Annotated in this window: 10 protein-coding genes; 2 read left to right on the top strand and 8 right to left on the bottom strand. The window is 73.3% G+C overall.

Annotation, left to right across the window (positions count from 1 at the left end):
- Positions 1 to 82: 82 nt before the first annotated feature.
- The 3 genes from ABZ990_RS03120 to ABZ990_RS03110 form a co-directional block, all read right to left on the bottom strand.
- Positions 83 to 2,305 (bottom strand): hypothetical protein, encoded by a 2,223-nt coding sequence (locus ABZ990_RS03120; RefSeq protein WP_361224347.1) that lies wholly within the window; start codon positions 2,303 to 2,305, stop codon positions 83 to 85.
- A gap of 94 nt (positions 2,306 to 2,399) precedes the next feature.
- Positions 2,400 to 3,593 carry a cytochrome P450 gene (locus tag ABZ990_RS03115; RefSeq protein WP_361224344.1) on the bottom strand — a complete coding sequence of 398 codons (1,194 nt, stop codon included), beginning with the start codon at positions 3,591 to 3,593 and terminating at the stop codon, positions 2,400 to 2,402.
- 813 nt (positions 3,594 to 4,406) lie between these two features.
- The gene (locus ABZ990_RS03110) at positions 4,407 to 4,973 is read right to left on the bottom strand and encodes a DUF1707 and FHA domain-containing protein (RefSeq protein ID WP_361224341.1); all 567 of its coding nucleotides are present in this window, start codon (positions 4,971 to 4,973) and stop codon (positions 4,407 to 4,409) included.
- A gap of 114 nt (positions 4,974 to 5,087) precedes the next feature.
- Here ABZ990_RS03110 and ABZ990_RS03105 point away from each other — a divergent pair, with 114 nt between their 5' ends.
- Both ABZ990_RS03105 and treZ read left to right on the top strand, forming a co-directional pair.
- Entirely contained in the window at positions 5,088 to 6,176 is a 1,089-nt protein-coding gene (locus ABZ990_RS03105) for a GNAT family N-acetyltransferase (protein ID WP_361224338.1), read from the top strand.
- A gap of 187 nt (positions 6,177 to 6,363) precedes the next feature.
- Entirely contained in the window at positions 6,364 to 8,115 is a 1,752-nt protein-coding gene (gene treZ, locus ABZ990_RS03100; protein WP_361224335.1) for a malto-oligosyltrehalose trehalohydrolase, read from the top strand.
- A 123-nt stretch (positions 8,116 to 8,238) separates the two neighbouring features.
- Here treZ and ABZ990_RS03095 read toward each other — a convergent pair whose 3' ends face one another.
- The 5 genes from ABZ990_RS03095 to ABZ990_RS03075 form a co-directional block, all read right to left on the bottom strand.
- Positions 8,239 to 9,408, bottom strand: coding sequence for an aminopeptidase P family protein (locus ABZ990_RS03095; RefSeq protein ID WP_361224332.1), 1,170 nt, complete (start codon positions 9,406 to 9,408; stop codon positions 8,239 to 8,241).
- 391 nt (positions 9,409 to 9,799) lie between these two features.
- On the bottom strand, positions 9,800 to 10,285 hold the full coding sequence (locus ABZ990_RS03090; protein WP_361224329.1) for a hypothetical protein: 486 nt from the start codon (positions 10,283 to 10,285) through the stop codon (positions 9,800 to 9,802).
- A gap of 152 nt (positions 10,286 to 10,437) precedes the next feature.
- A complete protein-coding gene (locus ABZ990_RS03085; protein WP_361224326.1) occupies positions 10,438 to 11,067 on the bottom strand; it encodes a GNAT family N-acetyltransferase in 630 nt (209 codons plus the stop codon).
- 182 nt (positions 11,068 to 11,249) lie between these two features.
- Entirely contained in the window at positions 11,250 to 12,239 is a 990-nt protein-coding gene (locus ABZ990_RS03080) for a hypothetical protein (protein ID WP_361224323.1), read from the bottom strand.
- Positions 12,240 to 12,269: 30 nt separating this feature from the next.
- The gene (locus ABZ990_RS03075; protein WP_361224320.1) at positions 12,270 to 12,803 is read right to left on the bottom strand and encodes a hypothetical protein; all 534 of its coding nucleotides are present in this window, start codon (positions 12,801 to 12,803) and stop codon (positions 12,270 to 12,272) included.
- Positions 12,804 to 12,876: the final 73 nt, after the last annotated feature.

Below are 12,876 nucleotides of genomic sequence, written 5' to 3'. Positions count from 1 at the left end.
GGAAAGCGAGAGGACTAGTTCATCAGAGAGTGAATAAGAAGGAAGCCCTCTCATGGCCTCGCCCCGGGAGCGACCGTAACACTCAGGCGGGGATCAGGTCGCGCAGATTTCCGGGGGTGATCACCCGCGAGCCCGGCGCCAGGCCGTCGAGCGGCTCCAGACCGAGGTAGACGACCGGCTCGTCCGGTACGGTCCGCCCGTCCGCCACCGTGATCCGGGCGCCCTTCCCGGCCATCAGGTCCAGGAGGTAGCGGAGCGTCAGCGGGGTGCGTTCGACCAGACCGCGGACCAGAGTCGCGAAGGTCACCCGGTTCCCCTCGGCGGTGTTCGCCGCCGGGCTTCCCTTGAGATACAGGTGCATCCAACGGGCCTGCCAGCCGCCCTCGTCGTCGCGCTCGAAGACGAGCGGCAGCGCGATCCGGCCGGGACCGCGCAGATCGGACTTCATCCGCACGGTCCGCGGCTCATAGGGCCGCCCACCCTGGGCGGCGTCGCGCAGCATGAAGCCGAAGAACGACTCGGCGACCTCGTCGAATCCCTCCCCGGAGTAGATGTTCACGTGCGGCACGATGAACCGGCCGTCCACCGCGCCGAGCCACAGTTCGATGAACTCCGATGCCCCGTCCGGCGCTTCGGTGACATCGCCCGAGTGCGTGCCCGCCACGGACCGGAGGTTGGTGTACGACAGCCAGGTCCCGGTCGTGTAGTCGTCGCGCAGGACCAGCGCGGACAGGTCGTAGTCGGTGTTGCGCGCCGCCTGCTTCCAGTAGGTGAAGAAGCGTAGGAGCTCTCCGTCGACCGGGGAGAGGGAGCCGCGCGGCAGGGTGCCGAGCCCGGCCGCCGTCGCCCGGCCGCTCAGCGGCAGCGCCACGTCCAGGATGTCCGGGTCGACCAGCAGGTGCGCGGGCGCGTCGAGCCGGCGCCGGATCTCGGTGTCGAGCACGCCGAGGACCCGCTCGCGTACGGCGGACGGGAGCGGCTCGCGGGTGTCGTCGGCCACCCAGGCCCCGCCCGCACGGTTCACGAACACCCGCTGGGGTACGGCCTGTTCGGAGCGGTTCTGGAGGTGCTCGCGCACGGAGAGCAGGACCCGCCCCGACCCGCCGGGCACGGCCCGCAGGGCGGCGGCGAGGACGGCGTCGCGCTCCTCGTCCCCGGCGGCGGTGCGCAGCAGCCGGTCCAGTGAGCGCAGCAGCAGACCGGGCGCCTCGCGGGCGAGCAGTCCGGCGGCCTCGGCGACCTCGCCTCGGCCCAGCAGTTCCTCGGCGCGGGCGGCGAGCGAGGGCACCTTGCGCTCGCCGCGCGCGATCGCGAACACCTCGGCCGCGTGCGGCCACTGGGGGTACTCGTGCGGGTGCAGCCGCTCGCCGAGCCGCTTCCACTGCTCGCGGTACGGCGCCACGTCGGCGTACTTGCCGGGGGCCGCGGCGAGCACCGCGTCGAGCCCGGCGAGCAGGGCCCGCCGGTGCGGCCGGGACAGGGCACGGAAGCGGGTGCGCTCGCGCAGGGTGACATCGCCGTCCGCGAGCGCGCAGGCCAGCCGGAGCGCATCCGTCGCGGTGTCCAGGAGCGGCGCGCAACCGGCCATCAGGCGTGCCTTGTTGACGACGGCACGGCTCTCCCGGATCGGGATCGTGTCCGGCTGGGGGCCGTCGGCGCAGTGCGCGGCGAGCACGGCGAGGTCGGCGAGGTGTTCCGGGCCGAGCGGGGTGGTGCTGCCGGCCAGCGCGCGGTAGAGGCCGGCGACCTCGTCCTCCAGGGGTCCGCCGAGGACGAGGACGGTCACCCGGTCCCGGGCGGAGGCGGTCAACTCGTCGTGGGCGGCGAGCATGTCCTCGTACGTGTGCTGGTAGCGGCCGTAGGTGGGCAGGCTCAGCAGGTCGAGGTGTCCGTGCCGGAGCTGGTCGAGGACCCGGGTCCGGGTCTCCTCGTCGGCGACCAGCGCCTGGGCGACGCACGCGGCCCAGAAGTCCGGGGTGTCGGGCACCCCGGCGGGGAAGTCCTTGAAGTAGACGTTGTGGTCGACGTGGTCGCCGACCAGTTCGCGGACCGTGGCGAGGGTGCGGGCGGCGATCGTCTCGACCGCCGGCCGGTCGAGCCCGCCGAGCGCGGCCATGAGCCCGCCGGACAGCTTGAACCCCACGGACATCAGAGCGACGTCGAACTGCCGTACCGCGTCGGCCCCTTGGCGGAGACCTTCTTCCGGAGCGTTCCGTTCAAGGGTCTTTCCCTCGGCCGGGGCGGGGACGCGAAGGGTGTGCCGGACGACCAGTCGTTCGAGTGTGTGCGCTATGGGGTGTTCCATGGCGGCATGTTCGCAGGCCCCCGCACCTGCCCGCACACCCATTTCGCCCGGCCGCCTCGCCCCCTTTCCTCCGTTCTTGTCGTCGTCCGTCCTGTTATCCGCCCGGCCGGACGACGAGGCTGCGGGGCGCGCGGGTGACGACTCCGGCGCGCACGGGGCGGAAGCCGTCGGCGAGCCGGAGCCGGGGCATGGCGGAGAACAGGGCGCGCAGCGCGTACTCGGCTTCCAGGGCGGCGAGGGTGACGGCGGGGCACGGGCCGGAGCCGTAGGTCAGTTGGGCGGGGTCGGCGCGGCCCGGGTCGAAGCGGTCGGGGTGCCGGAAGCGTTCCGGGTCGCGGCCGGCCGCGCCGAGCAGCAGCGCGACGGGCGCGCCGGACGGCAGCACGCCCCCGCTGACATGGATCTCGCCGCGCGTGCGGCGCAGCACGATCTGCACCGGCGGCTCACGCCGCAGAGACTCGGCCCAGGCCCGGGCGACGAGGTCGGAAGGCGCGTCGCGCAGCGCCGCCGTCTGCTCGGGGTCGGTGAGGACATCCGCGAGGAACCCGGCCAGGGCCTTCTCCCGGACGGCGATCTGTCCGGTGCACTGGCCGGCGAGGGCGGCAGCGGCACGGCCGCGGACCAGCCGCATCATGTCGCGGTACGGGACGCCGACGGCGGCGGCGACGGTGCCGGCAGGCAGCCAGCGGCAGAAGTCGGCGACGAGGTCGACGAGCGGCCGGCCGACGAGTCGGTGGGCGAGGACGAAGGCGGTGCGTTCGGCGACGGCCCGCAGTTCGGCCTCGTCGACGTCGGTGTGGGTCTGGGCGCAGGGCGGATCACCGGGCCGGTGCCCATGGGTGAACCGGGAGTCGGTCAGCGCGCCCGCCACATCCGCGTACCGGCTGAGCACCCAGGCCCGCAGCAGCGGGTCGTAGGTGAGCGGGAACTCCTCGCGCAGGACGCGGTACGTGCGATACGGATCGCGCGCCGCCCCCGGCGCGAGCGGACTCGGCGGCACCCGGCGCGCCCCGGGCCGCGGCGCCCGCTCGACGGGCCGGGCCGCCGGCGCCATGGTGGGCAGCCGGGCCCAGAGGTCCCGCCAGGGCGCGCGGTCGTTCCGATGCCCGAGGGTGCTGCAGCCCGCCGGTACGCCGTCCGGCAGGTCGGACGGCGGGTCGGACGGCAGGCTGGACGGCAGGTCGGACGGCGGGCCTTCGGCCGCACCGCCGCGCATGTCTTCGTTCCCGTCGCCGGCCGCACCGCCGGGCACTTCGTCGGGCACGCCACCCGTCCGCTGCTCGCTCATCTCGCCCCCTCACCGGATCCGCGCCACCGATCACCTTCTCCTCACAGCACCACCGGCCCCACTTGGTCGCAGCAGGTGTACCGCCGACCGGGTGAAGCGCCTCTCGGGACCCCGGAGGGGTGCGAGCCACCCCTCTGCCGTCGCGTCCGGGTGCGGGCCGGGTACCTACCGCCGCACCCACCCGCGAGCCCAGCCCCCAGCCGCCTCGCTTACGTGCGGCCCATTCCGGAGGCACCGCGAGTACGGGCCACACCCCTACCGTCACGCCCCAGTGCGGGCTCACCCTGCTCCCGTGAGTGCGGGCCACGCCACTGCCGAGTGCGGGCTCACCCCGGCCGTTGCGAACCGGTGCGGCCCCGCTCCGGAGGCACCGCGAGTGCGGGCCGCTTCCCTGCCGTTACGTCTTTGTGCGGGCCGCCTCCTACGGCCGAGTGAGCCGAAGGGGTGCGTCGGGGGAACAGTGCCGAACGCGCGCAGGCCCGCGAGGAACGAGTGGGCCGAGCACGATCGGTGCTGTGAGTCCGACTCCAGCACCCCGGAGGCGAAGGAGGCACAAAAAAGGCCAACGTTGCCCAATCACACATGCGCCCAGGCTTGCCGCCGCGCTTACGTGCGGGCTGCACCCCCGCCGTCTCGCTTACGCACGGACCCCGCCCCCACACGTCTCACGCCCGTGCGGGCCGCACACCAGCCGCCGCGCTTACGTGCGGGCCGCACACCAGCCGCCGCACTCACGTACAAGCCCAGCCCCCACACGTCTCACGCCCGTGCGGGCCGCGCCCCCACCGCCGCACTTACGCGCGGGCCCACTCCTCAGTCCCCCGAAAGCCGGTACGCCACCTGCCCGAAGCCGACCTGGTCTCCGGGCCGGACCGCCACCGCGCCCACGACGCGGCGGCCGTTCACGGTGGTGCCGTTGGTCGAGCCGAGGTCGCGCAGGACCCAGGTTCCACCTTGGCAGGAGAGTTCGGCGTGCATGCGGGAGACGGTCTCGTGGGTGAGCCGGAGCCCGTTCAGGGGGTCGCGTCCTATGCGCAGCGGGTAGGGGCCGGGCGGCGGGAGGAGGAGTTTGGGCAGGCGTTCGGCGTGCCAGGTGCGGCTGAGTTTCGCCGTGAACGCCGACATGCGGCCGACCGCGCCCATCACCCGGCGGCTCCAGCCCGACTCGGTGGCGAGGTCGGAGGTGAGTACGACGAGTTCTTCGGGCCGCCTGGCGGCCAGGACGCGTTCCATCCGGAAGAGGAACGTGTCGTGCGAGAGCCGCCCTTGCGCGACTCCCTCGCGCAGCACCGCGAGCGCCTGTTCCCGCTCGGCGTCGCCGAGGCGGGGGGCACGGTCCGGCGGGGGCGCCGGGAGCGGGTACGGGTGAGGGGTCGTCACGCTCGTGATTGTCCGCCGGAAGGCCCCGAGGTGTCCAGAACGGCCGTTAATCGCGTGCCACCCTGCAGCTTCGTTGTTACGGTCGGCCCGCTTCGACCACGTGGAGGACCCCGTATGACCTCACCCGAGTCACCCGACTCGTACGCCCTGACCGCCCCGCAGGCCCCGCACGACCTGCACGACCCGCAGACCCCGCAGGCCCCGCTTGTCGTACGGCCGCTGGCCGGCCCCGGGGAGCTGGATCTCTTCAACCGTCTCGACTACGTCCTGGACCACGAACTCGCCGACGACCTCGCCACCGGCCGCCGCCGCCCCGAGTGGCTGTGGGTGGCGCTGCGCGGGGAGCGGCTGGTCGGGCGGATCGGCTGGTGGACCGGCCGGCCCGGCACGGAGCCCCAGTATCTGGACTTCTTCGATCTGGACCCCGCCCTGCCCGCCGACGAGGCCGCCGCCATTGGCACACGGCTGCTGGAGACGGCGAGCGCGGCGGTCGTCGGGGACGGCCCGCGCCCCGAGTACGGACGCTACATACCGCCGGACTGGCAGGGCGTACCGGAGACCCGCGCGCATCTGGAGACCCTGTTCGGCGTTCTCGCGGCCTCGGGTGCCCGGCCCCTGGTCGAGCGTCTCCGTCTGGAGTGGCGCCGCGAGCCGGCACCCCCGGACCCCCATCCCACTCCCGCACCCACCGGCCGGCTGGTCTTCCGCCCCGTCCGGGACCGTGAGGATCTCCTCGCGCTCATGACCCCGGTCATGGAGGGCACGCTGGACGCCCACGGCCAGGCCGATCTGGCGTCCGGGCTCTCCCTGCGCGAGGCCGCCGAACTCCACTACGACGACGAGCTGGCGCACTACACGACGCCCCGCTCGTGGTGGCGGATCGCGGAGCTCGCCACGACCGGGGAGCCGGTCGGCTTCGTCGTGCCCGCGCGCAACAACTACCACGCGATCATCGCGTACCTCGGGGTGCTGCCCGCCCACCGGGGCCGGGGGCACATCGACGAGATCCTCGCCGAGGGCACCCGGATCCTCGCCGAGGAGGACGTGCCGCGGATTCGCGCGGCGACGGACGTCGGCAATGTACCGATGGCGCGTTCCTTCGCGCGGGCCGGTTACGTCACCTTCGAGCGGCAGATCAATTACGTGTGGGACGCGCCGGATGTACCGGGCGGACAGGGCGTACCGGGCGGACAGGGCGACTGACTGCCAGGATGGTCCCGTAGCCGTGGATCGGGCGTGTGGACACGGGCGCGGTCACAGGGGCACAGGGCACTCGGTCATATGGCCATATGACCGAGTGGTCGTACGGCCGCCGGCCGGGTCCGGCCCACCCCCGGGTCCGGCCCACCCCCGTGTCCGCGCGCCCTCGACGAGACGAGGGGACCGTCACGTGCTGTTCGAGGTATGGGCGCCACAAGCCCGCGACCGGGTGACGCTGGAGCTGGCGGGTGCCGCGCACCCGCTCGCGCGGGACGCCGAGCGGGCCGGCTGGTGGACGGGTACCGCCCCGGCGGCCGACGGTGACCGGTACGGCTTCGCCCTGGACGGCGGCCCCGTGCTGCCCGATCCGCGCGCCCGCCGTCTCCCCGACGGCCCGGACGGTCTCGCCGCCGTCGTCGCTCACGACACGTACGTCTGGCGGCACGACACCCCGCGGCTGCGGCTGCGGGCCGGTGTCGTATACGAGCTGCACATCGGCACCTTCACTCCCGAGGGCACGCTCGACGCGGCGGCGGCGCGGCTCGGCGAGCTGGCGGGGCTCGGGATCACCCATGTGGAGCTGATGCCGCTGTGCCCGTTCCCGGGAACGCGCGGCTGGGGGTACGACGGGGTCGCGCCGTGGGCGGTGCACGAGCCGTACGGCGGGCCGGAGGCGCTGAAGCGGTTCGTGGACGCGGCGCACGGGCTCGGGCTCGGGGTGGTCCTGGACGTGGTGCACAACCACCTGGGCCCGTCCGGCAACCATCTGCCCTCCTTCGGGCCGTACTTCACCGACACCCACACCACCCCCTGGGGTCCGGCGGTGAACCTGGACGCGCCCGGTTCGGACGAGGTCCGGGCGTACTTCCTGGGCAGCGCGCTGGCCTGGCTGCGCGACTACCGGATCGACGGGCTGCGGCTGGACGCCGTGCACGCGCTCGTCGACACCCGCGCCCTCACCTTCCTGGAGGAGCTGTCGGCGGCGGTCGACGAACTCTCCGCCGAGCAGGGCCGCCGGCACTTCCTGATCGCCGAGTCCGACCAGTGCGACCCGCGCATGACCGCCCCGCGCGGGACCGGCGGCCTGGGGCTGCACGCGCAGTGGAACGACGACTTCCACCATGCCCTGCACACCGCGCTGACCGGTGAGTCCCAGGGGTATTACGCCGACTTCGCGCGCGCCCCGATGGCCGCGCTGGCGAAGACGCTCACGCGGGTCTTCTTCCACGACGGCACGTATTCGAGCATCCGGGGCCGCCGGCACGGCCGGCCGGTGGACCGGGCGCGTACCTCGGCGCACCGGTTCCTCGGTTACGCCCAGACCCACGACCAGATCGGCAACCGGGCCGCCGGCGACCGGCTCTCCGCCACCCTCTCCCCCGGGCTGCTGGCCTGCGCGGCGGCGCTGGTGCTGACGGGTCCGGCAGTGCCGATGCTGTTCATGGGTGAGGAGTGGGGGGCGCGGACGCCGTGGATGTACTTCACCGACCACACCGATCCGGAGCTCGCCGAGGCCGTACGACAGGGGCGGCGGCGGGAGTTCGCGGCGTTCGGCTGGACGGAGGAAGAGATTCCGGATCCGCAGGACCCGGCCACCCGGGACCGCTCCGTACTTGACCGCGCCGAGCGCGGGCGTGATCCGCACAAGCGGCTGCTGACCTGGCACCGCGAGCTGATCGCGCTGCGCCGTACCCTGCCGGACCTGACCGATCCGGACCTGGCGGCGGTGCGGGTGGCGTACGACGAGGAGGCGCGCTGGCTGGTGTTCCGGCGCGGGGACGTACGGGTGGCGGTGAACCTGGGGCCGAAGCCGGCGGAGATCGCGCTCGGTTCGAACGGCCGCGACCGGGTGCTCGCCGCCTGGGAGCGGACGGAGGCACCCGGCCGGGACGGGCTGCTGCGGCTGCCGGCGGAGTCGGCGGCGGTCTTCACGGACGGGTGACGGGCGGACGGCGGAGGGGTGACGGGCGGACGGCGGAGGGGTGACGGACGGACGGCGGACGGCGTCTCGCGAGGCCAGTGCCGCCACCCGCCACCCCGCCACCCCGCCTCCCCTGCTGTGGGACTACTCGACGAGGGCCATCTCCCGCGGGGTGTTGTTGAAGCGGCGGCCGGTGCCGTCCTCCGTCAGGGTCACGATGTCCTCGATGCGCACGCCGAAGCGGCCGGGCAGATAGACACCCGGCTCGATGGAGAAGCACATGCCGGGGACGATCGGCCGCTCCTCGCCCTCGATCATGTACGGGGGTTCGTGCGTGGTGACGCCGATGCCGTGACCGGTGCGGTGGATGAAGTACTCGCCGTAGCCCGCGTCGGCGATCACCCGGCGCGCGGCCCGGTCCACGTCCTGGCAGGCGGCCCCGGTCCGGACGGCCTCGAACCCGGCCTGCTGCGCTTCCCGTACGAGGTCGTGGACGCGCCGTTCCTCCGCGGTGGGTTCGCCGACGTGGACGGTACGGGTGGTGTCGGAGCCGTAGCCGTGCTTGAGGCCGCCGAAGTCGAGGACGACCATGTCGCCGTGCTCGATCGTCCGGTCGCCGGCCTCGTGGTGCGGGTTGGCGCCGTTGGGGCCGGAGCCGACGACGGTGAAGTCGACCTGGGAGTGTCCGAAGCCCATCAGCAGGGCGGCCAGGTCGGCGGCGACGTCGCTCTCCTTGCGGCCGGCGAAGCGGACCTTCAGGATCTCGCCGTACGTCCGGTCGGCGGCGGCCCCGGCGGCGGCGATCCGGGCCAGTTCGTGGGTGTCCTTGACGGCGCGGAGCATCGGCAGGGAGTCGGTGAGCGCGGTGTACGAGGTCCCCGGCAGGGCCTGCTGGAGGCCAAGCAGGTGCATGGCCCAGGCGTTGTCGCTGACGCCGAAGCGGCCGGAGGCGTCGAGCAGGGGCGCGGTGACGGCGTACGGGTCCTTGCCGTCGGTCCAGTCGCGCAGGGTGAGCGCGGCGGCGCCGGCGGCCTTCGCCGCGTCCGGGGCCTCCAGGGTGGGGACGACGAGGACGGGGTCCCGGCCGGGGACGAGGGCGAGGACGGTGAGCCGTTCGGTGCTCGCGGTCGGCTGGTAGCCGGTGAGGTACGTGAGGTCGGGGCCGGGTGCGACGAGCAGTCCGGCGAGTCCGGCCGCGGCGGCGGAGTCGGCGGCGCGGGCCATCCGGGCCCGGTAGTCGTCGGCGGTGAAGGGGGCAGGGGCGCTCTCGGGATCCTCGGGGGTGGTGCTCCGGGGCGCGGGGCTCTCGGTCATGGGTGATCTCCTCCTCGACGTACAGCATCCTGCCCCGGGGCGGCGGCGTCCCGCGACCGCGCGCGGGGCGGACCGGCGGAGGGTCGCTGGGCGGTCATCGGGCGGTCGGGAGACAGTCGGCGTGCGGTCGGCGGACCGGCGGACGGTCATCGGGCCGTCATCGGGCGGGCGGCAGACAGTCGGCGTGCGGTCGGAGAGCGGTCGGCGGACCGTCCGCCGACCACCGGGACTGCCGGTGACCGGGGCAGGCGGTGGCCGGGACTGCCGGTGGCCGGGGCAGGCGGTGGCCGGTGGCTGGTGAGCGGCCCAGGGCTTGGGGCCGCCGCCCGGCGGGAGCCGCAGCGGCAGCCGTCCGACGCCGCCTCGCCGGCCGGGCCCACGCCCGGCACCGTCAGAAGACGGATCCCCGGCAGATGCCCTCCGGGTCCTCTCTGGCCGTCTCCGCGAACTCGCGGAAGCTCAGGTTGGCGATGTTCAGGTTCGCGTTCATCTCGTGGACGGCGGGCGGCGTGACGCGGAACAACCCGGCCCACTCCTCGAAGTGTTCATGGTCCTCGGCGTGATCCTCGCTCAGCAAGGACAGGGCCAGCAGTGTCAGGGGAGTGCTCGTCATCGTGACGCGGTCGGCGAGATACACCTCGTGGTCCTGTTCCCCGGCCGAAGAGGCCATCGCGAGCATCCAATCGGGAGTGACACCCGCCCACGCCGGATCGTCGACGATGTGGAGGTACGACTCGTAGTCGTCGCCCCATTCCTCCGGGAGCTTCCTCAACTCTGCCAGCACCGTCTCCCACGCCCGGTCGTCGGAGTAGTCGGTCCTCACGATCAGCGCGGCGTCGACATCCCGATCGACCGGCCACTCCACACCGTCGCCCATGTCGCCGCCCCTCCACCCGCGCGCCCGCCGCGCGGTCGTTCACTGTCCGCTCACGCTAGGGGGTAGCTCTGACAATCCGTTGATCAGCCGTGTGGAGCCGGGGCCGGAACCAGGGCAGGGGCAGGGCCAGGGGCCAGGGACAGGGCCAGGACTTACGCGTGGGCCGGACGTACGCCGGACCACTGTTCGGCGCCGTACGCCTCGAAGCGCTCGACCTCGGTGAAGCCGAGCTTCGACGCGAGGCGCATCGCGCGAGCATTCGCTGTCTGGGTGCGGAGGGTCACCGGTTCGCCGGGGAGTGCGGCGGCGAGCCATGCGAGGGCCGCTTCGCTCGCCTCGGCGGCGTAACCGTGTCCCCATGCCTGCGGGAGGAGCAGGAAGCCGAGTTCGACCGGTCCGGCGGTCGGAGGGGTGTGGCCCGGGTGGTCCGAGCGGTCCGGGTGCTCCCCGGACTCCCGCTGCTCCTCGTGTCCCTGGTCGTCCTGGCCCTCGCCGGCCTCTACGTCACGGCGGTCGAGGGTGACCGTGCCGATCATCTCGCCGTCGAGGTCGATCACGAAGAAGCCGGGGCGCTGCCCGGGCTTCTCTGGCATCACGCGTGCGAGGTGGTCGCGCGGCTGGGCGCCGCCTATGTAGGTGCCCACCTCGGGCGACGCGAACAGGTCGACGAACGCCGCCCGGTCCCGGGCCTCGGCCGCCCGGAGCACGAGCCGCTCGGTACGGAGGGGGACGGGTGGCCAGGCGACGGGGCCGAGATCGGTCGTGGCGGTCATGGCGGTCATGACGGTCACCTTAGCCCCGCTCGGCCCCGCGCCACCGACCGTTCGTGCTCCAGGCGGTGCGTGCGCTCCTTCGCCTCGGCGGCGCGCGCTGCCGCGTCCGTCCGGCGGACCGGAGCCCGCCAAATCGGCCGGGCCCACCCCCGTCTCCCCGAACCACCCGCCCCCCACGGACCGGAAGCAGCTCACCGATGGGCGAGCGTGTCCTCAGCGGTGTGGATGACCCGGTCCAAAGAGCGCCGGTCCGCAGCCAGTTGCGTGGCGTGCTCCCGCACATAGCCCTGCTGGATACGGCTTTCGGCCTCGAACCAGGTCCGGGTGACCCGGTGTTGGTCGCGGCACGTGATGTCCGCCAGCGCGGTCGCGATCTCCTGCCCCGACACCCCGGCCCGGCTGGGCCGGAAGCGCGGGTCCTGGTCCGCGTCCATCGGGGCGGCGTAGTGGTAGCCGCGCTGCGCCATGCACTGCGACCAGCGGGCGAAGACCGCCTTGACCTCGGGTGCCTTCAGGGACGCCGGGTAGGAGTCGAAGGTCAGCCGGTCCACGAGGGGGGTGATGCCGTGGGTGGCGCTGCCGAGAGCGGCGCGGGCCTGCCCGAAGCAGCCGCCGGGCGGGATCCGCCGGCCGTTCTTCGTACCGCCGCGCACGTCGGCGCTCGCCTTGGCCGAGGGCCCGCCGGGCATGTCAGTGCCGCTCAGCAGGACTTGGGTGTCGGCGGAAGAAGCGGGCCGGGACTCATTCGCGCGCAGCGCGGCCTCGTACCGGGCCTGCTCTTCCGCGTCGGGCTGGTAGCCGCGCTTGGCGGACAGGGTGGCGTCATGGATGCCGTAACGCCAGTCGAGCATGTTGCGGGGGCCGACCTTGGGCAGTTCGGCGTCCGGCTTCCAGGCCACGCCGAACTCCTTCATGCACCGGCCGACCAGCTCCCTCTCGGCCAGGCTGATGGTCTTGGCCTGCGCGTCGGTGGGCCGGTACCGCTGGAGGGGAAGCGTCCAGGTGGCCGGATCGGCCGCGGTACCCCGGGACGAGACCGGTGACGCGGACGAGGACGGCGACCCGGAGGAAGCCTTCAGTGCGGTGTCGGCGGGCTGCCCTGACGCGCAGCCCGTCAGCAGGAACGCGGCGCCTGCCAGGGCCGCGACCGTCCCCCGCCCCTGGCGGTGGCCTCTTCTCATCGTGATTCCTCGTCCGGCCGTGGGTGTCCGTTACCAGCAGTTGGAGAATTCGATGGAGCGGTTGTTGTTGCGCAGCCCGGCGTCCTGGAGGTTGCCTCCGCTGTTCGGCCAGTACGACTTGTAGGCGCCCTTGCGGTTGTAACCGGCGTAGTAGTACACCGTGCCGCAGTACCCGTTGTACCAGTTGTAGACGGAGGCGGCGTTGTTGCCGACGTTCTGGCCCCAGCCCGCGCCACCGCCGCCGCAGAACGTCAGCGGGTGCGCACCGTCTCCGGCGTACACCGCCAGCAGGTCGTACAGCGGGTGGCCGATGTTGATGAACGCGCCCTGGTAGTTCGGGCTGTAGTAGAAGCGGAACCGCTGCTGTTCCGTGTGGTCGGCGCATCGCGCGCTGAAGGTGGTGGTGCCGTCGGTCTCGACCGCCCACCACTGGTCGTAGTCGCCTTCGATCATCGGGTTGTTCTGCGCCATGGCCGGAGCGGCCGAGAGGGTCATGCTGAGTGCGGTCAGCACGCCCGCGACGATCGCGGCCGACTTGCCTCTCGACTTCTTCTTCGTGATCACGTGATTCGTCTCCCTGTACGTACGTTGCGGACGCGGGCCGGCCAGGTGGCCGCCCGGCCGTGCCTGTGGCGTG

Source organism: Streptomyces sp. NPDC046203, from assembly GCF_040646255.1.
Taxonomy (GTDB): domain Bacteria; phylum Actinomycetota; class Actinomycetes; order Streptomycetales; family Streptomycetaceae; genus Streptomyces.
This window is presented reverse-complemented; position numbering and strand designations above follow the sequence as displayed.

What these genes read in the sequence shown, in the direction of transcription:
- ABZ990_RS03120 (WP_361224347.1), bottom strand. Translation starts at nt 2,305, where the DNA reads ATGGAACACCCCATAGCGCACACACTCGAACGACTGGTCGTCCGGCAC.
- ABZ990_RS03115 (WP_361224344.1), bottom strand. Translation starts at nt 3,593, where the DNA reads ATGAGCGAGCAGCGGACGGGTGGCGTGCCCGACGAAGTGCCCGGCGGT.
- ABZ990_RS03105 (WP_361224338.1), top strand. Translation starts at nt 5,088, where the DNA reads ATGACCTCACCCGAGTCACCCGACTCGTACGCCCTGACCGCCCCGCAG.
- ABZ990_RS03095 (WP_361224332.1), bottom strand. Translation starts at nt 9,408, where the DNA reads ATGACCGAGAGCCCCGCGCCCCGGAGCACCACCCCCGAGGATCCCGAG.
- ABZ990_RS03090 (WP_361224329.1), bottom strand. Translation starts at nt 10,285, where the DNA reads ATGGGCGACGGTGTGGAGTGGCCGGTCGATCGGGATGTCGACGCCGCG.
- ABZ990_RS03085 (WP_361224326.1), bottom strand. Translation starts at nt 11,067, where the DNA reads ATGACCGCCATGACCGCCACGACCGATCTCGGCCCCGTCGCCTGGCCA.
- ABZ990_RS03080 (WP_361224323.1), bottom strand. Translation starts at nt 12,239, where the DNA reads ATGAGAAGAGGCCACCGCCAGGGGCGGGGGACGGTCGCGGCCCTGGCA.